Annotated in this window: 17 protein-coding genes and 1 pseudogene; 10 read left to right on the forward strand and 8 right to left on the reverse strand. The window is 66.5% G+C overall.

Going from position 1 to position 21,467, the window contains the following annotated elements; genetic code table 11:
• Nucleotides 1-17: 17 nt before the first annotated feature.
• Nucleotides 18-845, reverse strand: a complete 828-nt coding sequence (locus AC5JDC_RS28365; RefSeq protein ID WP_495846763.1) for an SDR family NAD(P)-dependent oxidoreductase — start codon at nucleotides 843-845, stop codon at nucleotides 18-20.
• Nucleotides 846-991: 146 nt separating this feature from the next.
• Entirely contained in the window at nucleotides 992-2,695 is a 1,704-nt protein-coding gene (locus tag AC5JDC_RS28370; protein WP_495846765.1) for an FAD-dependent oxidoreductase, read from the reverse strand.
• A gap of 226 nt (nucleotides 2,696-2,921) precedes the next feature.
• Here AC5JDC_RS28370 and AC5JDC_RS28375 point away from each other — a divergent pair.
• Nucleotides 2,922-4,092: pseudogene (locus AC5JDC_RS28375) on the forward strand (acetyl-CoA acetyltransferase).
• Nucleotides 4,093-4,110: 18 nt separating this feature from the next.
• Here AC5JDC_RS28375 and AC5JDC_RS28380 read toward each other — a convergent pair.
• A complete protein-coding gene (locus AC5JDC_RS28380; RefSeq protein ID WP_495846767.1) occupies nucleotides 4,111-5,352 on the reverse strand; it encodes an MFS transporter in 1,242 nt (413 codons plus the stop codon).
• A gap of 190 nt (nucleotides 5,353-5,542) precedes the next feature.
• On the opposite strand from AC5JDC_RS28380, the gene AC5JDC_RS28385 reads away from it, so the two are divergent.
• Nucleotides 5,543-6,250, forward strand: a complete 708-nt coding sequence (locus tag AC5JDC_RS28385; RefSeq protein WP_495846769.1) for an NIPSNAP family protein — start codon at nucleotides 5,543-5,545, stop codon at nucleotides 6,248-6,250.
• A gap of 13 nt (nucleotides 6,251-6,263) precedes the next feature.
• Nucleotides 6,264-6,980 (forward strand): glutathione S-transferase N-terminal domain-containing protein, encoded by a 717-nt coding sequence (locus AC5JDC_RS28390; protein ID WP_495846771.1) that lies wholly within the window; start codon nucleotides 6,264-6,266, stop codon nucleotides 6,978-6,980.
• 9 nt (nucleotides 6,981-6,989) lie between these two features.
• Here the strand turns inward: AC5JDC_RS28390 and AC5JDC_RS28395 are convergent, their stop codons facing one another.
• The 4 genes from AC5JDC_RS28395 to AC5JDC_RS28410 form a co-directional block, all read right to left on the reverse strand.
• Nucleotides 6,990-7,499: a nuclear transport factor 2 family protein gene (locus tag AC5JDC_RS28395; RefSeq protein WP_495846773.1), complete on the reverse strand. Its 510-nt coding sequence runs from the start codon at nucleotides 7,497-7,499 to the stop codon at nucleotides 6,990-6,992.
• Between the two features lie 19 nt (nucleotides 7,500-7,518).
• Complete coding sequence (locus AC5JDC_RS28400) at nucleotides 7,519-8,331, reverse strand: SDR family NAD(P)-dependent oxidoreductase (protein ID WP_495846775.1); 813 nt, start codon at nucleotides 8,329-8,331, stop codon at nucleotides 7,519-7,521.
• Nucleotides 8,332-8,476: 145 nt separating this feature from the next.
• On the reverse strand, nucleotides 8,477-9,094 hold the full coding sequence (locus AC5JDC_RS28405; protein ID WP_495846777.1) for a VOC family protein: 618 nt from the start codon (nucleotides 9,092-9,094) through the stop codon (nucleotides 8,477-8,479).
• 157 nt (nucleotides 9,095-9,251) lie between these two features.
• Complete coding sequence (locus AC5JDC_RS28410) at nucleotides 9,252-9,875, reverse strand: MarR family winged helix-turn-helix transcriptional regulator (RefSeq protein ID WP_106770580.1); 624 nt, start codon at nucleotides 9,873-9,875, stop codon at nucleotides 9,252-9,254.
• Between the two features lie 233 nt (nucleotides 9,876-10,108).
• Between AC5JDC_RS28410 and AC5JDC_RS28415 the strand changes: the two genes are divergently transcribed.
• The 3 genes from AC5JDC_RS28415 to AC5JDC_RS28425 are packed head-to-tail and all read left to right on the forward strand — an operon-like array spanning nucleotide 10,109 to nucleotide 14,650.
• Nucleotides 10,109-11,299, forward strand: a complete 1,191-nt coding sequence (locus tag AC5JDC_RS28415; protein ID WP_495846779.1) for an alpha/beta hydrolase — start codon at nucleotides 10,109-10,111, stop codon at nucleotides 11,297-11,299.
• Nucleotides 11,300-11,313: 14 nt separating this feature from the next.
• The gene (locus AC5JDC_RS28420) at nucleotides 11,314-13,125 is read left to right on the forward strand and encodes an FAD-dependent monooxygenase (protein WP_495846781.1); all 1,812 of its coding nucleotides are present in this window, start codon (nucleotides 11,314-11,316) and stop codon (nucleotides 13,123-13,125) included.
• A gap of 4 nt (nucleotides 13,126-13,129) precedes the next feature.
• Nucleotides 13,130-14,650 (forward strand): AMP-binding protein, encoded by a 1,521-nt coding sequence (locus tag AC5JDC_RS28425; RefSeq protein WP_495846783.1) that lies wholly within the window; start codon nucleotides 13,130-13,132, stop codon nucleotides 14,648-14,650.
• 217 nt (nucleotides 14,651-14,867) lie between these two features.
• Here AC5JDC_RS28425 and AC5JDC_RS28430 read toward each other — a convergent pair whose 3' ends face one another.
• Nucleotides 14,868-17,258 carry a thiamine pyrophosphate-binding protein gene (locus AC5JDC_RS28430; protein ID WP_495846785.1) on the reverse strand — a complete coding sequence of 797 codons (2,391 nt, stop codon included), beginning with the start codon at nucleotides 17,256-17,258 and terminating at the stop codon, nucleotides 14,868-14,870.
• A gap of 132 nt (nucleotides 17,259-17,390) precedes the next feature.
• On the opposite strand from AC5JDC_RS28430, the gene AC5JDC_RS28435 reads away from it, so the two are divergent.
• From AC5JDC_RS28435 to AC5JDC_RS28450, 4 genes are all read left to right on the forward strand, one after another.
• The gene (locus AC5JDC_RS28435) at nucleotides 17,391-17,867 is read left to right on the forward strand and encodes an Lrp/AsnC family transcriptional regulator (protein WP_495846787.1); all 477 of its coding nucleotides are present in this window, start codon (nucleotides 17,391-17,393) and stop codon (nucleotides 17,865-17,867) included.
• A gap of 415 nt (nucleotides 17,868-18,282) precedes the next feature.
• Nucleotides 18,283-19,431 (forward strand): C4-dicarboxylate TRAP transporter substrate-binding protein, encoded by a 1,149-nt coding sequence (locus AC5JDC_RS28440; RefSeq protein ID WP_495846789.1) that lies wholly within the window; start codon nucleotides 18,283-18,285, stop codon nucleotides 19,429-19,431.
• A 126-nt stretch (nucleotides 19,432-19,557) separates the two neighbouring features.
• Nucleotides 19,558-20,109 carry a TRAP transporter small permease gene (locus AC5JDC_RS28445; protein WP_106770573.1) on the forward strand — a complete coding sequence of 184 codons (552 nt, stop codon included), beginning with the start codon at nucleotides 19,558-19,560 and terminating at the stop codon, nucleotides 20,107-20,109.
• Nucleotides 20,106-21,416, forward strand: a complete 1,311-nt coding sequence (locus tag AC5JDC_RS28450; protein ID WP_495846792.1) for a TRAP transporter large permease — start codon at nucleotides 20,106-20,108, stop codon at nucleotides 21,414-21,416. The genes AC5JDC_RS28445 and AC5JDC_RS28450 overlap by 4 nt, the downstream gene beginning before the upstream one ends.
• Nucleotides 21,417-21,467 lie beyond the last annotated feature (51 nt).

The following is a 21,467-nucleotide window of genomic DNA, read 5'->3' on the forward strand; positions in this document are numbered from 1 at the left end:
GGCGCCGCGAATGGCGCCTATTTGTTGGCGTAGAACTTCTGCACCATCAGGCTCTGCGACAGGCCGCCGTCGCAATTGACGTTCTGGGCGGTGACGAAGGAGGCGGCGGGCGACGCCAGGAAGACCACCGTGTCGGCCAGTTCGCTGGCGACGCCGAGCCGGCCGAGCGGGATCTTCGCCTCACGCTGCGCGATGATGTCGGGGCGCATGTTGGCGCGCGTCAGCGGCGTGTCGATCGTGCCCGGGCTCACCACGTTGACGCGGATGCCGTCTTCCGCCCATTCCAGCGCCATCTGGCGGGTCAGCGAGATCAGCGCCGCCTTGCTCGGTCCATAGGCGCCGCCGTTCGGATAGGCGCTCTGGCCGGCAAGCGACGAGACATTGACGATCGAGGCGTTGCCACTCTTGCGCAGATGCGGCAGGCAGGCGCGGGCGAGCAGCAGTGCGGCATCGACATTCACCAGGAACGAGGTGCGCCAGTCATCGAGCGAGCAGTCCTCCAGCGAGGCCGGGAAGATCACTCCGGCCGAGTTGACGAGGATGTCGAGCTTGCCGAACCGGTCGACCGTCGCCTTGACCGCGGCGTCGATGTCTGCCTGGACGGAGACGTCCATGACCGCGGCGATCGCCTCGCCTCCCGCCTCGACGATCTCGGCGGCGACCCGCACCGCCGGCTCCTTGCGGCGGTCGGCGACCACCACCTTCGCGCCGTTCACGGCCAGCGTCTTGGCCGTGGCCTCGCCGATCCCGCTGCCGCCGCCGGCGACGAAGGAGACGAGATCCTTGACGAGCGCCCCGCCCAGCCAGTCGCGGGGGCGGGCATTGAGGTCGACGGTCTTGGCCATGGCGTTTTCCCGATTGTTGCTGATGGGTCTTCCGCCGCTCACGTGATCGCCGGAAGATGCTGAAGAAGGCTGCGTTCGGGCATAGCCGGCGCGGGATGGCGCATCTGTACCCGCCGGCTGGGACCGGTGTTCATCGGCTCGCACGCTCAGGCTTGGACGGCAGCTTCCGGCGAAGCGGACTGCGTCGTCGCGGATATACCGGCCATGTCGCGGGCGGCGATATAGCCGAAGGTGAGCGCCGGGCCGAGGCTGGAGCCGCCGGCCGGATAGAGGCCGCGGGTCATCGAATTCATGTCGAGGCCGACGGCGTAGAGGCCGCCGATCGGTGCTCCCTGCCTGTCCAGCACCCGCGCCCGCTCGTCGGTCCGCAGCCCCGCGACGGAGCTGAGGTCGCCGGGAACCAGCGCGATCGCATAGAAGGGCGGCTTGACGATCGGTGCGAGGCTCGGATTGGGCTTGTTCTCCTGGTCGCCGCGATAAAGCGAATGCGCGTCGGCACCGCGCCTGAATTCTGGATCCTCTCCCTGCACGGCACCGAGGTTGAAGGTTGCGACAGTCGTCTCCAGTGTCGTCGGATCGACGCCGATCTTCCGCGCCAGCTCGGCCAAAGACGCCGCCTCCACCAGGTAGCCGTTGTCGACCCATTTGCGGACGGGGTAGGGGAACGGCCGCGCCAGGCCCATGCCGTAGCGGCGCAGGAACGCGCGGTCGGCGATCATGTGCACCTTGCCAAGCCCGCGCTGCTGCATCGTCATGACGAAGGTCTGGTAGGAATCGGCTTCGTTGACGAACCGCTTGCCGGTCGCGTCGACGGCGATGGAGCCCGGCATGTAGCGGTCGATCATGATGTGCGGAAAGCGCTTCATCGCGCCGTCGCGGTCCCTGACCATGGAGACCGGCGTGAAGATGCCGTTGGCGGGATTGGTTCGGACCAACTCGCCGCCCGCCTCGACCCCGAGCCGGACGCCGTCGCCGACATTACCTTCGGGCTGCATCGAAACGTGGTGCTCGGGAAGCGGCATGAACTCCTTGCGCATCTCGGCATTGGCGCCGAAGCCGCCGCTGGCCAGCACCACGCCGCGGCGGGCGGTGACCGTGACCTCCTTGCCCTCCCGGGTCACGACGAGGCCCGCCGCGCGGCCGTGCTCCATTACGATGCGCTTCGCCGCCGTTTCACGCCAGAGCGTCACGCCGGCATCGAGCGCGGACTTGAGCAGGCGCCCGGCCAGCGCGTTGCCGCTGGCCAGCCGCGTGCCCCTGCCGTGGCGGGCCTTCTGCAGGGCATAGTTGGCAACCATGCGGGTCGTGTGGAAGAAACCCCCGACGCTGCGGAACGCCTTGCGCAGCGGAATGATGTCGACGCCCGCGACCTGCATGCTGTCGAAGACGGTGAATTCCCTGAGCGGCCGCCGCAGCTGGTGGAGATGCTCGCCGAGCCGGCTGCCGTCATACTCTCTGGCAAGCACGCCGCGATGGCTCGAGGCACCGGGATTCCAGGGCAGGTAGTCGGGCGTGCCCACGGCGACGAACTCCAGCTCGGTGTTGTCTTCCATGTAGCGCAGCATGGCCGGGGCGTTGTCGAGATAGGCCTCGATCTTGGCGGCCTCGTAGTGGTTGCCGAGGGTGGCCCGCAAATATTCGACCGCCTGCGCGCGGCTGTCGTCCTTTCCGATCGCCTTCATGTGGTGGTTGTTGGGGATCCAGGCGACGCCGCCCGAATAGGCTGTCGTGCCGCCGAAGAACTCGGTCTTCTCGACCACCAGCGTCCTCAGGCCATGCCTGGCGGCGACGATCGCGGCACTCATGCCGCTCGCGCCGGAGCCGACCACCACCACGTCGAATTCCGTCACCTCGTTCTCCCGTCGTGCAAAGCCAGTCGTCTCATTGTCCGCCGGGCGTCTCTAGGCCGATCATCAGGCTTCGGCTGTCCCGCCAAATGGGGGCAGATCGATCGTGCCTTCGCAAGGGGATGCACGCCAACATCGCCGTGGGCAATATGCCGAACGCCTTCCCTTGTGGATCGCGGCCAATCGCCCAGGCCACTCAACCCGCAGTCAGGATACGGAGAAAACTGCAATGCCCAAGGGACAGATCGTCGGGTGGGCGCATTCGCCCTTCGGCAAGCTCGACGCCACCGGCGCCGAGGAGTTGATGGCGTCCGTCGTGGCGTCAGCCCTCGGCCATGCCGGCATCGGCCCGCAGGACGTCGACGGCATCTTCGTCGGTGTGATGAACAACGGCTTCTCCAGGCAGGATTTCCAGGGCGGCCTGGTCGCCATGGGCAACGAGGCGCTGGCGCATGTGCCGGCGGTGCGGCTGGAAAATGCCTGTGCCACCGGCTCGGCGGCGATCCATGCCGCCCTCGACTTCATCGAGGCCGGCCGCGGCCGCATCGCGGTCGTCGTCGGCGTCGAGAAGATGACCGCGACGCCGACGGCCGAGGTCGGCGACATCCTGCTCGGCGCCAGCTACCGCAAAGAGGAGGCCGACATCGACGGCGGCTTCGCCGGGCTGTTCGGGCGCATCGCCCAAGCCTATTTCCAGCGCTACGGCGACCGCTCGGAAGAGCTCGCCATGATCGCCGCCAAGAACCACGCCAACGGCATGGCCAATCCCTATGCGCATATGCGCAAGGATTTCGGCTTCGACTTCTGCAACACCGTTTCGGACAGGAACCCCTATGTGGCCGCGCCGCTGCGGCGCACGGACTGCTCGCTGATCTCGGACGGCGCGGCGGCGGCTGGTGCTGGCCGACGAGGAGACCGCGGCCGCCATGTCGCGCGCCATCGCTTTCCGGGCGCGCAGCCATGTCAACGACATCATGGCGATGAGCCGGCGCGACGTGCTCGCTTTCGAAGGCGCGCGGCGCGCCTGGGCGGGCGCGCTCGACACGGCCGGGATTACCCTGGACGATCTCTCCTTCGTCGAGACGCATGATTGCTTCACCATCGCCGAGCTGATCGAATATGAGGCGATGGGGCTGGCCAGGCCCGGTGAAGGTCACAAGGTCGTTCGCGAGGGCACTGCGCTGAAAGACGGTAAGCTGCCCGTAAATCCGTCAGGCGGCCTGAAGGCAAAGGGCCACCCGATCGGCGCCACCGGCGTCTCCATGCACGCCATCGCCGCCATGCAACTGGCCGGCGAGGCCGGCGACATGCAGGTGCCCGGTGCCTCGCTCGCCGGCGTCTTCAACATGGGCGGGGTCGCCGTCGCCAACTACGTTTCGGTGCTGGAGCGGGTGAGATAGCGCCAAGCGCTTGCCGCGTCAGCGGTTCCGCAGCTCCTGCGGCATGGCGCGCAGCAGCAGGAAGCCGAGCACGAGCAGCAGCGCCGCCGCCGCGAGGAAGACCGGCGATGTGCCGTGCCGGTCGATGACGAGGCCGGCGAGATAGACGCCGACGGCCTGTGCGAGGAAGTAGAAAGTGGCAAACAGCGCCACGGCCGAGCCGCGTGCGTCCGGCGCCATCTGCGTGGCCAGCGTCTGCAACGTGTTGTGCAGCATGTAGAAGCCGAGGCCCATGACGGCGATTGCCGGAAGATAGGCTTCCGCAACCGGCGTGATCGCGATCGCCACATAGGTCGCCGCAACCAGCACCGTGCCCCAGAATGACAGCCGGGAAGGGCCGAGCCAGCCGATCAGCCGCCGCGAGAACAGGACGTAGACCAATCCCCCGGCGCAGTAGACGGCAAGGTAGAGGCCGACCGACGCATAGTCGAAGCCGAAGCGGTAGCGCAGGCTGGCGCCGACATAGGTGAAGGCGCCGAACATGGCGAAGGATTCGATCGCGACCATGGCCAGCACGAAACGCACGACCGGCCGGCGGACCAGGCCTGCGAAGGTGGCGAAGCTCTTGCGCAGGCTGGCATCCGCAGCCGGTTTCGCGCGCGTGAGCGCCGGATTGCGAACGATCTCGAACAGCATGCCGGCGATGGCGAGCACATAGACCGCCGCGATCAACAGGAAGGCCGAGCGCCAGCCGAAATATTCGCCGAGCACGCCGCCGCCGATCTGGCCCGCCAGCAGGCCCATGATCTGCGCCGACATGAAGCGGGCGAGCACCTGCTGCCGCTCATCGCCGGGCACCACGTCGCCGACCCAGGCGATGGAGAGCGGCACGATGGCCGCGGCCATCATGCCTGACAGCAGGCGGGCGGCCGCGAGCCCGGGGAGCGTGCCGGAGAAGGCGCAGGCAAGGGTGGTGAGGGCCGAGCCGGCGCAGGCGAGCAGGATAATGCGGTATTTGCCGTAGCGATCGCCGAGCGGCCCGAAGACGAGCTGGAACAGGCCGTAGGCGAAGGCGTAGGCGGTCGCGACGAAGGCGGCCGCGCCGATCGTGACGGCGAACTCATGCGCGATCTGCGGCAGGATCGCATCCATGATGCGCGTCGTGGCGGCGCCGGAGAAGGAGGCGACGGCCAGGAAGAACAGCGCGCGCGTGACCCCTGCGGTCGCAGGCGCCGCTTCGCCGAGGTCGAGCGGGCGTGACGGTTCCGACGTTGTGGCCAATGATCCGCTCCCGGGCGCAGCCGGCGGGTAAGGTTATCGGGCTGCGCGCCGCAGCTTAACGTTGCCTTCCGGCTAAAAAGTCCCTCGCATCGGTGACCGGCGCCGTGTACCGGCCGAAGGGACAGACATCGGCGTGCCGTTGCCGCCGATGATCGCTTCGATCCAGCGGCCCGAGAGGAGAAGGTTTCGGATGATCTACGAGATGCGGCAATACCTGATCGAGCGTGGGCGCATGGACGACAACCACGACCGCATGCAGAATCACACGCCGCGACTTTTGGAGAAGCACGGCGTGCACGTCGTCGGCCGCTGGTCGGCCGTCGCCGGGCCGCGCATGCCGCTGTTCTGCTACGTCATGGAATGGAAGGATTTCGCCGAACGCGAAGCCTGCTGGGGTGCCTTCTACGCCGATCCCGAATGGGCAAGAATCCGCGCCGCCACCAATGCCGGGTCGGAAATGGTGGAGGAGAACCACCTCATATTCATGCGCCCCAACCCATCCTTCGAGCAGGACGACAGGGAGCGCGACCAGCGGATCGGGGGACTGCACCAGCTAGTCACCCAGAAGATCCTGCCCGGCCAGAATACGGCCGTGTCGGAGTTCCTGTCCTCGACCTACCTGCCGCGCATCCAGGCCGCTGGCGCGAAGGTCATGGCGGTCTGCGACATGGTCAGCGGCCCGGCCATGCCGGCGCTGGTCATGCTGTTCTCCTGGCCGGACGAGACGGTCTGGCGGCGCGGCTGGCGGGCCTTCGACAGCGATCCCGTCATGGCGGATGCCTATCGGTCGCAGCGCGCCGCGCTCGGGACGACGCTGCTGGGCAGCTACGACTGCATGCTGATGGAACCGACGCCCTACGCGCTGCCCTTCGCCTCCTTCCGCACGACGCCACGTTGAGTGAGGAGCGGGGATGATCGAGCTGTTCTACTCGTCGAGCCCGAACGTCTACAAGGTCATGATCGGCCTTGAGGAACTTGGCCTGCCCTACGAACTCGTCTTCGTCGATCTCGGCAAGGGCGAGCAGTTCGATCCGGCCAGGCTGGGCGGGGCGCCGACGGCCAAGGTGCCGGTCATCCGCGATCACGCGCCGGACGACGGCGGAGAGCCGGTGACGGTGTTCGAATCCGGAGCGATCCTGCAGTATTTGGCGGAAAAGACCGGGCGGCTGCTGCCTGAAGACATGCGCGGCCGCGGCGAGACCATGCAGTGGCTGTTCTGGCAGATGGCCAATCTCGGCCCGATCGGCGGCCAGTTCTGGCACTTCCGCATGTTCGCGCAACGGCTCGAGCCGGATACGGACTTCGCCTATCCGCAACGCCGCTATGCCCGCATGTTCGATGCCCTGCGCGACGTCATGGAGCGCCGGCTCGCCGGCAGCGAGTATCTGGCCGGCGCCTACTCGATCGCCGATATCGCCTGCTTTCCGTGGACAAAATATCTCGGCGTAGGCGACGGCAGGCCGAGCCTCGCACGCTGGCACGACGCCATCGCCGCGCGTCCGGCGGTCGCGGCAGCGTACCGGCGCAATGCCGACTTCAAGACCGGCTACGAGCGCAACGAGCGCGGCGGGGTCGCCTATCCGTTCGAGGAACTGGCGAAGCACACGCTGGTGGGACGGGCAGGATGATGCGGCCGATCATTCGGCCGCGAGCTTCGCCGCCGCCGGACCTTCTTTGACCCGGGCGAGCAGCGCCTGGGCCCGCGGGTTCTCCTGGAGCAGCTCGTTGGTGCGCCGCACCACGACCCAACCCTGGGCCCGGCGCTCGAATTCCCAGCGCGAGGCGATCAGGCGGATCACCGGGAATTTTCCGTCGATCTGCTTGTAGAGCGTGCCGTGATGCGTCGCCGCCGCGCGGTCGCCGTCGATGACGAGATGCGGCATGGACGAGACGTGGCCGGATCCCGATTGCATCAGCCCCTGATGGAATTCGCCGTAGAAGGCCTGCTTCAGCCCCTCATGGCCTTCATAGACGCCGAGTCCGCCGATCTCGTAGACGCTGTCCTCTGCCCAGATCTCCTTGATCAGCTCCCAGTGGGTGGCGTCCGCCGCCGGCCCGTAGGCGCAGATGAGCTGCATGATCTCGATATAGTCCTCGGCATGGTCGAGGCGCTCCTCCAGCGATTTCGTGGATTTCGGGCGCGGCATCGGCTCCTCCGGCTCTGCGTCAGGTCTTTTTCGGCTGGTCGAATCCCGGCCGCGGCACGGTCGCCAGCAGCGCGGCGCTCCAGCCGCCGTCGACAAGGATCTCCTGGCCGCTGACATAGCTCGCCCGGTCGCTGGTGAGGAAGCAGACCGCGTCGGCGATGTCCTGCGGCAGGCCGATGCGACCCACCGGTACGACCGCCTCGCGCTTCGCCTTCACGACCGGGTCCTTGTAGATCACCTCGGACATCGGCGTCAGCACCATGGCCGGGCTGACGACATTGCTGCGGATGCCTTTCTCGCCCCACTCCAGCGCGAGGTTCTTCGACAGCATCAGCACGCCAGCCTTGCTGACGCTGTAGGCGCCGCTGGTCGGCTGCGGATAGGTGCCGGACAGCGATGCGACATGCACGATGCTGCCGCCGCCATCCGCCATCATGCGGCGGCCGAAGACCTGCGAGCAGACGAAGAAGCCGGTGAGATTTACGCCGAGCACCGCGTTCCAGTCGGCGAGCGAAAGCTCGGCCAGCGGCCCGTTGCGGATAAGGGCGGCATTGTTCACGAGCAGCTTGCACGGCCCGTAGGCCGACGCAGCCGTCTCGGCGGCCGCCTCGACGCTCGACGGATTGGCGATGTCGGCCCGCACCGCGAGCACCTCGCCGCCCTCCTGCCGGATGAGGGCAGCGCTTTCCTCGGCCTTGCCGGCATCGAGATCGAGGATGGCCACCTTGGCGCCCGCCTGCGCAAGGCTGGCGGCGATCGTCCGTCCTATGCCGCTGCCCGCGCCGGTGACGACGCAGGCGGTGCCGGTCAGGCCGAGCCAGTCCTTGTTCATGCGGTATCCCAAGAGATTAATTTGTCAGTTGGCAAGGCGTCGGTAGCCAAATGCGTACTGCGCATCCAATCGCTACGCCAGGCAGACGGTTCGGCGCATCCGGGATGGTGCCCCGAATGCCGAACGCGTGCGTCTCAAAGTCCCATCAATCGCCGTAGCGCTTGCGGAGGTCCTCGGCGAGCTTGACCAGTTCTCCGGCCACATCCTTGCCCTCGCGCTTGGCCCGCTCCTTGGTGCCGACCCACAGTGCGAAGTCCTCCTTCGCATTCTCGGTGTGGTTGTTCCAGTCCTTGTCGAGCGGCGTCGTGATCTCCAGGCGAACGCCGTTGGGATCATGGAAATAGATGCTGAGGATCAGGCCCTTGTGATCGGTCGGGCCGACGACGTCGAGGCCGTTGAGCTTCAGCCAGTCGTACCACTTCATGATGTCCTCGCGCGAGGGAACCTCCAGCGCGATGTGGTTGAAGATGTCGTAGGCCGGGTGCGTGGACTTGGCCGGCGCCGGCAGCCCGGGGGCCTCGAAGAAGGCGAAGGTCGAGCCGTCCTTCATCTTGAAGAAGATGTGGAAATAAGGAAAGGCGTCGCCGGTCGAGGGGACCTTGTCGTCGATTACCGTGCTGGCGATCTCCATGCCCATGATACGGGTGTAGAAGTCGTGGGTGGCCGCGACGTCATGCGTGACCCAGGCGGCGTGATTGAGCATCGTCGGGGTCAGCCCGGGATTGCGCGGAGCCACGCGCGGCGCTTCCAACTGTTGGTCCATAATCGTATTCTCCTCGCAATTCTCTGCGCCCGAGGGCAAGCGGCCGCCCGAGACCGACCCGCGGAAACCATGCAATGGTTCCCGACCGTGGATTCGATCATCGGTTGCAGGGCCGGTCGGGTATGTCCCCCCTTGTTGGGACCGGTGTTCAATCGGTTTATTCGCCGGCAGCGGTTGGCTGGTCCGTCGCCGCATCGCCGACGTCCACCGGCGCCTGGCCGCCACCCTCGGTGTAGCCGTAGTCGCGCAGGACCGTCTGCCAGTCGCCGTCTTCCGGCAGGACATCCGCCGAACGGTCGATGAGCTTGCGCATGATGCGGTGGATCGTGCGGGCGTCATCCTCCGACAGGCCGGACACCAGCGCGTTCTCGGCGGCGAACAGCACCGGCACGACCTGGCCGTAGACAACCTCGCCCTTCTTGCTCAGGCGCAGCACGACGCGCCGGCGGTCACTCGGGTCGACACGGCGCGAGACCATCCGCTTGCTCACCAACTGCTCCAGCGCCCGGCTGATGCTGACCTGGTCCATGGCGGTCAGTTCCGCCAGCGCCTTGGCCGACAGCGGCGAATGGGTGCCGAGTATGGCCATCAGCCGCCATCCGACGACGGACAGACCGAAGCGCTCGCTGTACATCTTCTGCAGCGTCAGGCTGACTCTGTTGGCGACCACCGTGAAGGCGTGCGGCAGCGATGCCTCCGGGGCAAAGAAGCCGTCGGGCAGACGATGACGGCTGATCTCCTCGGCGACCGCCGGGTCCTCCATCTTTTGCGCCTTGGCCATCCTGTCTCCTCACGCGCCTTGCGGGCTTCGCCGCAGGGCTCCTTTCCACATCGGTAGTTGTAGCCGCGCGCGCAACGCCGGCAAGCGCGCGCCGAATACGGCACGAGCTCAAATTGCGTCGGCGACCCCGTGTCCGGCTGTAACAGCGGCGGGGGACAGCGCCGCTCGATGCCCGCTCCTACTCGTTCATCGGGCGCGGCAAGTCCGGCCCGGATCGAAGCCGAGGAGAGCGCATGATATCCGCCGGGCGGGATCTGCTGGAAGTGGACTATCGCTGGGTTCACCTCCAATACGAGGAAAAGGCTGCTTTCGTCGAGACCTACGGCTTCGCCGGCAACCAGGGCGCGGTGAACCTGGAGGGCATCCTGATGGTGCCGAGAGGCCGACCGTCCTCGACGCTGATGATCTTCATGCATCCGACCTCGACCCTGCAGCTGCTGCCGGTGCCGCGCGCCGCGGTGCAGCATGGCGCGCATGTGCTGTGCGCGGCGAGCCGCTATGCCAAGAACGACGCGGCGCTGATCATGGAGAAGGTCCTGCTGGACCTCGGCGCCTATGTCCGGCATGCCAAGGAGGTCCTCGGCTACGAGAAGGTGGTCATCGTCGGGTGGAGCGGCGGGGGCTCGCTGGCGCTGTTCTATCAGTCGCAAGCGGAGAACCCGACGATCACCGAGACGCCTTCCGGCGATCCGGTGAACGTCAAGGGCGCGGGACTCATCCCCGCTGACGCGCTGATCTTCCAGGCCGCGCACATCTCGCGCGCCCAGCTGCTGGCGGACAGCATCGATCCGTCGGTGCGCACCGAGCACGATCCCGACGACCGCATCCGTGAGCTCGACATCTACGATCCCGCCAATCCAAACCAGCCAGCTTATTCCGCCGATTTCCTGGCGCATTACCGGGCGGCACAACTGGCGCGCATCGACCGGATCCGGGGCTGGGTGCTGGAGACGCTCGAGACGCTGCGCCGCCGCAACTCGGGCGAGATGGAGCGCGGCTTCGTCACTCACCGCACCTTCGCCGATCCGCGCTTCGTCGATCCGTCGGTCGATCCCAACGACCGGCGGCCGCGCTGGTCCTATCTCGGCAATCCGGAGACGGTGAACACCGGGCCGGTGGCGCTCGGCCGGTTTTCGACCCTGCGCTCATGGCTGTCGCAATGGTCGATCCGGGATTCGCGCGCCGACGGCGTCGCCTGCGCGGCGCATATCCGCGTACCGTTTCTCGCCATCGAGAACAGCGCCGACGACGCCGCGCCGCAGCCGCATACCGGCATGATCTACAAGGCTGCGGCGAGCGCGGACAAAACCTTCCATGTCATCAAGGGCGCGACGCATTATTACGCCGGGCAGCCAGCGCAACTCGCCGAGGCCATCGATCTGCAGCGCAACTGGCTGGCGGCGCGCGGACTTCTGGAATCGTAACCGGGGATATCATCATGAGCGAACGTCGCGTACCGGTGCTGATCGTGGGCGGCGGCGGATGCGGCCTGTCGTCGTCGATCGCCTTGTCGGAGCTGGGCATCGAATCGCTGCTCGTGGAGCGGCATCCGTCTCCCGGGCGGCTGCCCAAGGCACGCTATCTCAACCAGCGCACCATGGAGGTGTTCCGCCAGCTAGGCATCGCCGACGCGGTCTACAGCCGCTCGATGCCCCTCAGATACATCTCCAGGATCCGCTGGTGCACCAGCCTTGCTGGCGACGGGCCGCTCGACCGGCGCACCTTCTATGCCATCGATTCATTCGGCGGCGGGCCGCTCACCGCCTATGCGGCCGACAGCCCTTGTGAAAGCACGCTTTATCCGCAGGTCAGGCTGGAGCCGCTGCTGCGGACCGAAGCAGAGGTGCGCAACCCGGAAGGCCTGCTTTACAATCATGAACTGGTGACGCTGGAGCAGGACGGCAGCGTCGTGCGCGCCCAAATCCGCAACCGCGCCAGCGGCGACGAGCAGACGGTCGTCGCCGACTACGTCATTGCCGCGGATGGGGGCCGTACCATCGGCCCGATCGTCGGCAGCCGGCTCACCGGCGCGGCCAACCTTGCCGAGATGGTCACCGTCTATTTCCGCGCCGACCTGTCGCAATGGTGGGACGACGACCATGCGATGACGACCTGGTTCGTCAACCCGGAAGGCGGTTCCTGGAGCAGCGGCGTGCTCGGCAAGCTCGGGCCGACGAAGTTCGACCGCCATTCGGAAGAGTGGATGTTCCATTTCAGCTTCCGGCCGGACGATCCCGCCCGCTTCGACGAAGCCTCGCTGCTACCGCGGATGCGCGAACTGCTGAAATTGCCGGACCTGCAGCCGGACATCATCGGCATCGGCCACTGGACCGTCGAGGGCGTGCTGGCCGACCGCTACCGCTTCGGCCGCGTCTTCCTGGCGGGCGACGCCGCGCACCGGCATCCGCCGACCACGGGGCTCGGCCTCAACTCGGCGGTGCAGGACGCGCACAACCTTGCCTGGAAGCTCAGCGCCGTGCTGAAGGGGCAGGCTTGCGATGGTCTGCTCGACAGCTACGAGGCCGAGCGACGGCCGGTCGCCGACCGCAACGTCAAATGGGCGCTGCTCACCTTCCAGAACCATCAACTCACCGATGTCGGCATCGGCCTCGTCCGCGGCGATGGCGAGGCCAGCCGGCGCAATTTCGCGGCCTTCTTCGCCGACGACGACGAGGGGCGCACCCGGCGCGCCCGGCTCCACCAGGTGATAGGGGTGCAGCGCATGGAATGGCAGGCGCACGATCTCGAGATCGGTTTCCGCTACGACCAGGGCGCGATGGTTGCCGACGGCACGTTCCCGCCGCAGCGCGACCCGATGGGCGGGCGCTACGTTCCCACCACGCGACCTGGACATCGCCTGCCGCATGCATGGCTGGAGCGTGACGGGAAGCGACTTTCCACGCTCGATCTCGCCGGCGCCGGCGAATTCGTGCTGATCACTGGCGCCGACGCCGCAGGCTGGCGCGATGCGGCGATGGCGGTTGCGGCGCGCAGCGGGGTGGCGCTGAAAGTGGTTTCGGTCGGCGACGGCGGCGACTGCATCGACGCCGAGCGCGCCTGGCTGCGGTTGCGCGAGGTCAACGAGGACGGCGCCATCCTGGTGCGGCCGGACAACCATGTCGGCTGGCGATCGTTTTCGGCGCAGGCCGATCCGGTCGCGGTGCTGGACGATGCCTTGGGCAAGATCCTGTCGCGGCCGGCGGCCGACCGTAGCGCTGCGGCGCGGGCCGGCAGGCTGGCGGCGGCCTGAGCCGATGAACAGCTATTTCCTGCTCGACCAGGCGGCGAGACGCTTTCCCGACCACGGTGCCGTTTTCCGGGGAACGGGCCAGTTGCTGACATTCGCCGAGCTGCGCTCGCGGGCACTTAGGCTGGCGGCAGGACTGCGCGCCACGGGCCGGCCCGGCGACCGCGTTGCGCTGGTGAGCGAGAACTGCCCGGAATATGTCGAGCTGTTCTTCGGCACCTGGGCGGCGAACATGGCGGTGGCGCCGGTGAACGCCAAGCTGCATCCCAAGGAGATGGTGCAGATCCTGGAGGATTCCGGCGCCAGCATCGCCTTCGTGTCGGCGAAGATCGTCGACGCGCTGGCCGATGCGCTGAAGGGCTCGCCGGCCGAGGGCTGCCGGCTGGTGCGGATCGGCGGCGCCGACTACGCCGCCATGCTGGGGGATGAGTGGCAGGGCCGCATCGAATCGGATCCCGCGGCGCTGGCCTGGCTGTTCTTCACCTCCGGTACGACCGGCCGATCCAAGGGCGCGATGCTGTCGCATCGCAACCTCAACGCCTGCAGCTTCGCGCATCTCGCCGACATGGAGGCGCTCGACGAGAACTGCACATTGCTGCACGCCGCGCCGATGTCGCACGGCTCCGGCCTCTACATCCCCGCCTACATCGCCCGCGCGGCGCGCCAGGTGGTGCCGGACAGCGGCGCCTTCGATCCGGCGGAGTTCCTGGCGCTTTGCGAAAGCCACCCCGGCGTCGGCGCCTTCCTGGCACCGACCATGGTGCAGCGGCTGCGGCTCGAAGCCGAGCGCAGCGGTGTCCGGCCGCGCAACCTGCGCTCCATCGTCTATGGCGGCGGGCCGATGTATGTCGAGGAACTGCGCAAGGCGCTCGCCGTCTTCGGCCAGGTGTTCATCCAGATCTACGGCCAGGGCGAAGCGCCGATGACTATCACCGGGCTGCGCCGCGCCGACCACGCCGCCGACGACTCCGACGTGCTGGGCTCCGCGGGTTATCCCCGCCTCGGCGTCGAGGTGGCGGTAGTCGGCGAGGACGGCACTCCGCTGCCGGCCGGTGAGGTCGGCGAGATCGTCTGCCGCGGCGACATCGTCATGTCGGGCTACTGGAACAACCCCAAGGCGACGGCTGATGCCCTCAGGGACGGCTGGCTGTTCACCGGCGACATGGGCTCGTTCGACGCAAGGGGTCTTCTGACGTTGCGCGACCGCTCCAAGGATGTGATCATCAGCGGCGGTTCCAATATCTATCCGCGCGAGGTCGAGGAGGTTCTGCTGCGGCATGCCGATGTCGCCGAGGTCTGCGTCGTCGGTCAGTCCCATCCCGAATGGGGCGAAATCGTCGTGGCGGTGATCGTGCCGTGCGGCGGCAGGCAGCCGTCCCCGGCCGAGCTCGATGCCTTCTGCAACGACAACATCGCCCGCTTCAAGCGGCCGAAGCGCTACCTGTTCGTCGACGCGCTGCCCAAGAGCAACTACGGCAAGGTGCTGAAGCGGGAATTGCGGCAACAACTCCAGTCACCGGGAGATTGAGGCTGGCGGCTGGCCGCACTCGGCCGGATTGCCTCTCAGGGCCGTCGAGCAGATCGACCGGCAGGGCAAGGCTGCGATGCATCACCGACGGCCCCACGCCGGCGGTTCTTGATCTTGACCACTCTCAGCCGTTTCGCTTCGCTCGGCACACTCCCCGCGGACGCGGCGAGCATCGCCGGATTCCGCATCGCCCCGCTGAAATCGGGGACTTCGTCCGTCAGATTGCCTGCAGATGGCGGATCGGCCGTCCGGCCGTGACCGCCTGGGCAGCCGCCACGATGCCTTGCGTGTCGATGCCGTAGTGCCGGTAGAGGTCGGCGATGGTGCCGGTCTGGCCGAAATGCTCGACGCCAAGCGCCCGGGTCCGGTGGCCGTGCACGCCGCCGAGCCAGGACAGCGTCGCCGGATGGCCGTCGACCACCGTCACCAGTACGCAATTGCCAGGCACTGCCGCCAGCAGCCGCTCGACATGGCTGCGGGCGTGGACGAGGCCGCGCTCGCGGGCGCGCTGAGCGGCGGTCCATCCCGCTTGCAGCCGGTCGGCCGAGGTTACGGCGAGCAGCCCGACATCGCGGCGATCCTCCGCCATCAGTCCGACCGCCTCCACCGCCTCCGGCGCGACGGCACCCATATAGGCGATGACGACCTGCGCATTCGGCCCCGGCCTGCGCATCCAGTAGGCGCCGTTGATCATTTCGGCGGCCAGGTGGTCGTCGATGTCGCGCTTCGGCTGCTCGATCGAGCGCGTCGACAGGCGCAGATAGACGGCGCCGCCGAGCGCGTCGCGCAGCCAGTTGACCTCGTCGGGTTCCGCCGCCCCGTCGCGCTGGATGTAGTCAAAGGCGAAGCGCAGGATGACGGCGAGCTCGTCGGCGAAGGCCGGCTCGAAGCTCGCGAGGCCGTCCTGCGCCATGCCGATCAGCGGCGTCGCGATCGACTGGTGCGCGCCGCCTTCCGGCGCCAGCGTCACGCCGGACGGGGTGGCCGCGAGGATGAAGCGCGCATCCTGGTAGCAGGCGTAGTTCAAGGCATCGAGGCCGCGCTCGATGAAGGGATCGTAGAGGGTTCCGACTGGCAGCAGCCGCTCGCCGAAGATGGAATGCGACAGACCGAGCGCCGAGAGCATGATGAACAGGTTCATCTCGGCGATGCCGAGCTCCACGTGCTGGCCCTTCGGCGAGAATTGCCAGTTGAATGTCGAGGGTATGCGCTCGCGCCGGAACAGGTCGGCCATCTCCTGGCGCGCGAACAGTCCCCGCCGGTTGACCCAGGGACCGAGGTTCGTCGACACCGTCACATCCGGGGAGGTGGTAACGATCCGACTCGGGAAGTCGCTGTCCAGCTTGGCGATCTCGTGCATGAGCAGGCCGAAACCCTGCTGCGTCGACATCGATGCCTGCGGGGTGAAGTCCAGTCGCTGCGGCACTGCGATCGCAGGTGCGTCGTAACGGCGGCGGCCCTGGGCGGCGAACGGTACGTCAGCAAGGAAGGCCGCAATTTCTCCATCGTCCAGGCCAAACCCTTCGAACGGCTCCCATTCCTGTCCTGCGCGCACGTTCATCCGCTCGCGCAGGCTGTCGACCTGGGCCGGTGTCATCAGGCCGGCATGGTTGTCCTTGTGGCCGGCCAGCGGCAGGCCGAAGCCCTTGATCGTGTAGGCGATGAAGCAGACCGGCCGGTCGTGCCGGCGCGCCGACTCGAAAGCCTCCAGCAGGGCCGGCAGATCGTGGCCGCCGAGGTTGGTCATCAGCCGTGCGAGTTCATCGTCCGACCGCTTCTCGAGGAGTCGTGAAAGGGCGCCCTGGTCGCCCAGATCGTCGAGCAGGCGCTTGCGCCAGGCGGCGCCGCCCTGGAAGGTCAGTGCGGAGTAGAGCTGGTTGGGGCAGCTGTCGATCCAGTCGCGCAGCCGCTCGCCGGACGGCTCGGCGAAGGCCTCCTGCAGCAGCGAGCCGTATTTCAGGATGACGACGTCCCAGCCGAAATTGCGAAACATCGTCTCGAAGCGCTCCCACAGGCCTTCGCGCACGACGGCGTCGAGGCTCTGCCGGTTGTAGTCGACCACCCACCAGGTATTGCGCAGGCCGTGCTTCCAACCCTCGAGCAGCGCCTCGAAGATGTTGCCCTCGTCCATCTCGGCATCGCCGATCAGGGCGACCATGCGGCCTTCGGGGCGTTCACGGGCCAGATCCTTGGCGTGGAGATAGTCCTGGACCAGCGAGGCAAACAGCGTCTGCGCGACCCCGAGCCCGACCGATCCGGTGGAGAAGTCGACGTCGTCCACGTCCTTGGTGCGCGAGGGATAGGATTGGGCACCCTTGTAGCCGCGAAAAGCCTCGAGCTTGTCGCGCGTCTGGTTGCCGAGCAGATACTGGATGGCGTGGAAGATCGGACTGGCATGCGGCTTGACCGCCACCCGGTCCTCCGGCCTCAGCACGGCGAAGTAGAGGGCTGTCATGATGGTGGCGAGCGAGGCCGAGGACGCCTGATGGCCGCCGACCTTCAGGCCGTCCTCGTTCGGGCGGAGGTGATTGGCGTTGTGGATCATCCAAGTCGACAGCCACAGCACCTTCCTTTCGAGTTCGGCGAGATAGGCAAGCCGCTTGTCCATGAGTCTCCCATTCCCCCTGCGTCATGATCAGAAATCATAGTGGCCGCCACGCGCTCCATGTGGCTATTCTTGATCTAGAACAGCGCCTATGTTGGCTCTGTCAGCCAACATCGATGCTTGTGCAGGGTATCCATGCCAAAATCGGAAATCGACGAAATCGACCGGAAGCTGCTCGTCGCCTTGCAGGAGGATGCCCGGCTCACGACCGAGCAGCTCGGCAGCAGGGCCGGCCTGTCGGCGTCGCCCTGCGCCCGCCGCGTGCGGATGCTGGAGGCCGCCGGCGTAATCAAGGGCTATGTCGCAGTGGTCGACCAGGCGAAGGTGGGCCTGCCGATCAGCGTCTTCGCCTCGATCAAGCTGGAACGCCAGCGCGAGGAGGAACTCGACCGCTTCGCCGCGGCAGTAGCTCGCTGGCCCGAGATCGTCGACTGCTATCTGATGACGGGGCAGCGCGACTATCTGCTGCGCATCGTGGTGAAGGACCTGCCGGCCTACGAAGCCTTCCTCAAGCAGAAGCTTACCCGGCTGGAAGGCGTCGCCTCGATCGAATCGAGTTTTGCGCTCGGCCAGGTCAAGCAGTCCACCGTCCTGCCGATGCTGGAGCCCTGATTGGTTGGAAACCGGTCCGCGACAAGTCGAAGTCTATAATCCGGACATCGCTCGAACGCCGGTCGCCAGCGCTGGCGACAGATCGCCGACCCGGGGTCACTTTCCGAACCGCCTTTCGGCCGCCTCGGTTTGGGGCCTGGCCTTCGTTCCCGGGGGAACGACCGAGACCTTTTCGAGAACGGACCTGGGAGTATCGAAACGGTTATCGGTCGGGAAACCGGTTCGACCACTGTCCCTTGAGAATGGAACCTCCGGGTTCGTCTCAGCCGTGCCGCCCACGAAAACCCAATCGCCGGCCGGGTCCCCTGACGAAGGGACATTGGCCTGCAACCCTGCCAGTTCAGATTTTCCGCGAAAGTGCCGCTCGAAAAATGAAGCAAGCGACAGCTTGCAGGGCGCTTCCTGGGAGGGACACATGACATCGACGAATCTGCTCGGACGCATAACCGCGACCGTTCTTCTTGGACTTGCGCTCGGCGCGAGCCAGGCGGCGGCAAAGGATCTGCGCTACGCAACGGGCTTCGCGCCCAACTCGACGGGTGCGAAGGCGCAGGAGGCATCGGCCGCCTACGCCAAGGAGATCTCCAAGGGCGATCTCGACATCCGCGTCTATCCGCAGTCGTTGCTCAGCTTCACCGAGATGTTGGGCGGCGTGCGCGACAACATCGCCGACATGGGCATGGTGCTGTTCCCGTACTTCCCGGCGGAGTTTCCGAACTCGACCATGGTGTCGGAAATGACCATGCTGTTCTCCCAGCATGATACGGGCGATCGCGGCGGCCTCGCGTGGACGGGCGCGCTGATCGAATACATCACGCTCAACTGCCCCGCCTGCATCGACGAGATGACGGCGCAGAACCAGGTGTTCACGTCCAGCTCGTCGACCGAATACATGATGATGTGCATGAAGAAGGTCGAAACGGCCGCCGACATGCGGGGCGTTCGCATCCGCGCGCCGGGCGCCCACTGGACCCGCTGGGCGAATTCGGTCGGCGCGACCTCGGTGTCGGTGCCGCAGAACGAGATCTTCGAGGGGCTGAGCCAGGGCATTCTCGACTGCTCGCTTTCCGGCGCGGCGGAACTGCTGGACCTCAGCCTCGTCGATGCCGTGAAGTACATCATCCGTGACGTGCCGGGAGGCGGCTTCGGCGGCACCGGCCTGATGAACGTCAATCTCGACGTCTGGACCAGCCTGACGCCCGAGCAGCGCACCGAACTCCTGCGCGTCGGTGCGCATGGTTCCGCCTACGGCTCCTGGAACTACCGCGTCAACAACCTGGCCGCCCTGGAGGCCGCTGAGAAGAAGGGCATCGAGATCGTCGCGCCTGCGCAGGACTTCCTCAAGGCGACGCGCGACTTCACGAATGCCGACCTGAAGTCGATCGCCAAAACCTACGCCGAGAAATACGGCCTCAAGGACACTGACCAGGCAGTCCAGAAGATGTCCGAGCTGTTCGAGAAATGGGTCGACCTCGTCGCCAGCATCGACAGTGCGGAAGCCTATCAGGATCTGCTCTGGAACGAGGCGTATTCGAAGATCAACGTCGAGACCTACGGAATGTAGGCCGTTCCTTCCAGGACCGGGACGGCGACAGGCTGCCCCCGGTCCACCCACGAACAATTCCACGGCGGGCAGGCCGCTGGGCGCGGCAATGTCCGCGCTTCGTCGCGGCGAAATGCGGAGGAGCGCATGTCCGGTCTCGGTAGATTCATCTCGAGATTGATCGATCTGTTCACGAATCTCGGCGGCATATTCATCATCGTCATGATGATCCACATCACGGTGGACGTCATACTCCGCTATTTCTTCCATTCGGCGGTGGAGGGGACGATCGAGATCGTCTCCAACTACTACATGATCATCATCGGCTTCCTGTCGCTCTGCTTCACGGAGGAGAAGAACAGGAACATCTCCGTCGAGCTGGTGACGGACATGATGCCGAAATGGCTGCAGCGCCATCTCGAGGGCTTCTCCTACCTGTTCGCGCTGGTGATCTTCGGCTTTCTCGCGGTGCGAACCTTCATCGAGGCGGGCAAGAAGCAGGCCGTTGGCGCGTTCGTCACGCAAGGCACGTCCGACGTGATCATCTGGCCGGCCTACTACATCATTCCGCTGGGCTGCGTGCTCGTCCTGATCGTCGTCGCCTACAAGCTCGCCTGCTACGTCACGGGATCGGAATCCGGGCTGAACGAGAAGCTGGAAGACGCTGATCCTTCCGCCGAATACGGGGTTCCGCAATGACCGAGGTCCAGATCGGCTTCGCCGGCCTAACGATCCTGCTCGTGCTGCTGGCGATCCGCATTCCCATCGGACTGGCGCTGATCGGCGTCTCGTATTGCGGCATCTGGGCGCTCGTCGGCTGGAACGTCGCGTGGGGCGCGATCGGCATCATTCCCTACCAGTTCTCGGCCAACTGGGTGCTGAGCTCCGTTCCAATGTTCCTGCTGCTTGGATTCGTGAGCTATCACGCCCAGCTCACGAAGGGCCTGTTCGACGCGGCAAAGGTCTGGCTCTCCGGCCTTCCCGGCGGGCTGGCCATTTCCGCCGTGCTCGGCTCGTCGGCCTTCGCGGCGGTGTGCGGGTCTTCCGTCGCATGCTCGGCGGCGATGGGGCGTATCGCCGTGCCGGAAATGATGCGGGCACGCTACCATCCCGAGCTCGCAACCGGGACGGTCGCGGTCGCCGGAACGATCGGCGCGCTCATTCCGCCGTCGATCCTGATGATCCTCTACGGCGTCATCGCGCGCCAGCCGGTTCCTCAACTCTTCCTCGGCGGCTTGGCGATCGGCATCCTGTCCGCGGTCGCCTACATCACGGTCATCTGGGTTCGGGTGAAGCTCGATCCGGCTCTCGCCCCGCGCGTCGTCCGCCATGTTCCGCTTTCCGAGAAGATGGCCGCGCTGGCGGATACCTGGCCGATCCTGCTGGTGATGATCGGCATCTTCGCCGGCCTGTTCGGCGGCGTCTTCACGGCGACGGAGGCCGGCGCCGTCGGGGCGTTCCTCGCCTGCGTCGTCGGCCTCGCCAAGCGCACGCTGACCTGGCGCCGGTTCAAGGCCGCGGCGATCGAGTGCCTGCTGACCACCAGCGCGCTGATCATCATCGGCGTCGGGGCCAGCCTGTTCACCCGGTTCCTCGCCATTTCCGGCGTCGGCGGTGTCATCTCGGACGCCGTGCTCGGCGTGAGCGACAACCAGATGGTCATCATGCTGATGATCGTCGCCGTCTACCTCGTCCTCGGCTGCTTCCTCGAGCCGATCGGCGCGATGCTGCTGACGCTGCCGATCGTCCTGCCGATCGTCTCGGAAGGCGGCCACAGCCTGATCTGGTTCGGCGTGCTGCTGACCAAGCTGCTCGAGATCGGCATGATCACCCCGCCGATCGGCATGAACGTGTTCGTCATCAAGGGGGTGGTCGGCAATCTCGTCTCGCTGACGGCGATATTCCGAGGCGTGATGTGGTTCCTCGCCGTGGACCTCTTCCTGGTTCTGATCATGGTGCTGTTCCCGCAGCTCACGCTCGCCGTGCCGCAGTACTTCCTGAACTGAGGTTTTCTCGACGATCCGGCGCGTCCATCCGGCCGAGGCCGGCCGACGCTC

This window comes from Kumtagia sp. (assembly GCF_059502445.1).

Excerpts from the sequence above, each read along its gene's own strand:
- AC5JDC_RS28365 (WP_495846763.1), bottom strand. The coding sequence starts at position 845 with ATGGCCAAGACCGTCGACCTCAATGCCCGCCCCCGCGACTGGCTGGGC.
- AC5JDC_RS28385 (WP_495846769.1), top strand. The coding sequence starts at position 5,543 with ATGATCTACGAGATGCGGCAATACCTGATCGAGCGTGGGCGCATGGAC.
- AC5JDC_RS28390 (WP_495846771.1), top strand. The coding sequence starts at position 6,264 with ATGATCGAGCTGTTCTACTCGTCGAGCCCGAACGTCTACAAGGTCATG.
- AC5JDC_RS28395 (WP_495846773.1), bottom strand. The coding sequence starts at position 7,499 with ATGCCGCGCCCGAAATCCACGAAATCGCTGGAGGAGCGCCTCGACCAT.
- AC5JDC_RS28400 (WP_495846775.1), bottom strand. The coding sequence starts at position 8,331 with ATGAACAAGGACTGGCTCGGCCTGACCGGCACCGCCTGCGTCGTCACC.
- AC5JDC_RS28405 (WP_495846777.1), bottom strand. The coding sequence starts at position 9,094 with ATGGACCAACAGTTGGAAGCGCCGCGCGTGGCTCCGCGCAATCCCGGG.
- AC5JDC_RS28410 (WP_106770580.1), bottom strand. The coding sequence starts at position 9,875 with ATGGCCAAGGCGCAAAAGATGGAGGACCCGGCGGTCGCCGAGGAGATC.
- AC5JDC_RS28415 (WP_495846779.1), top strand. The coding sequence starts at position 10,109 with ATGATATCCGCCGGGCGGGATCTGCTGGAAGTGGACTATCGCTGGGTT.
- AC5JDC_RS28420 (WP_495846781.1), top strand. The coding sequence starts at position 11,314 with ATGAGCGAACGTCGCGTACCGGTGCTGATCGTGGGCGGCGGCGGATGC.
- AC5JDC_RS28425 (WP_495846783.1), top strand. The coding sequence starts at position 13,130 with ATGAACAGCTATTTCCTGCTCGACCAGGCGGCGAGACGCTTTCCCGAC.
- AC5JDC_RS28430 (WP_495846785.1), bottom strand. The coding sequence starts at position 17,258 with ATGGACAAGCGGCTTGCCTATCTCGCCGAACTCGAAAGGAAGGTGCTG.
- AC5JDC_RS28435 (WP_495846787.1), top strand. The coding sequence starts at position 17,391 with ATGCCAAAATCGGAAATCGACGAAATCGACCGGAAGCTGCTCGTCGCC.
- AC5JDC_RS28440 (WP_495846789.1), top strand. The coding sequence starts at position 18,283 with ATGACATCGACGAATCTGCTCGGACGCATAACCGCGACCGTTCTTCTT.
- AC5JDC_RS28445 (WP_106770573.1), top strand. The coding sequence starts at position 19,558 with ATGTCCGGTCTCGGTAGATTCATCTCGAGATTGATCGATCTGTTCACG.
- AC5JDC_RS28450 (WP_495846792.1), top strand. The coding sequence starts at position 20,106 with ATGACCGAGGTCCAGATCGGCTTCGCCGGCCTAACGATCCTGCTCGTG.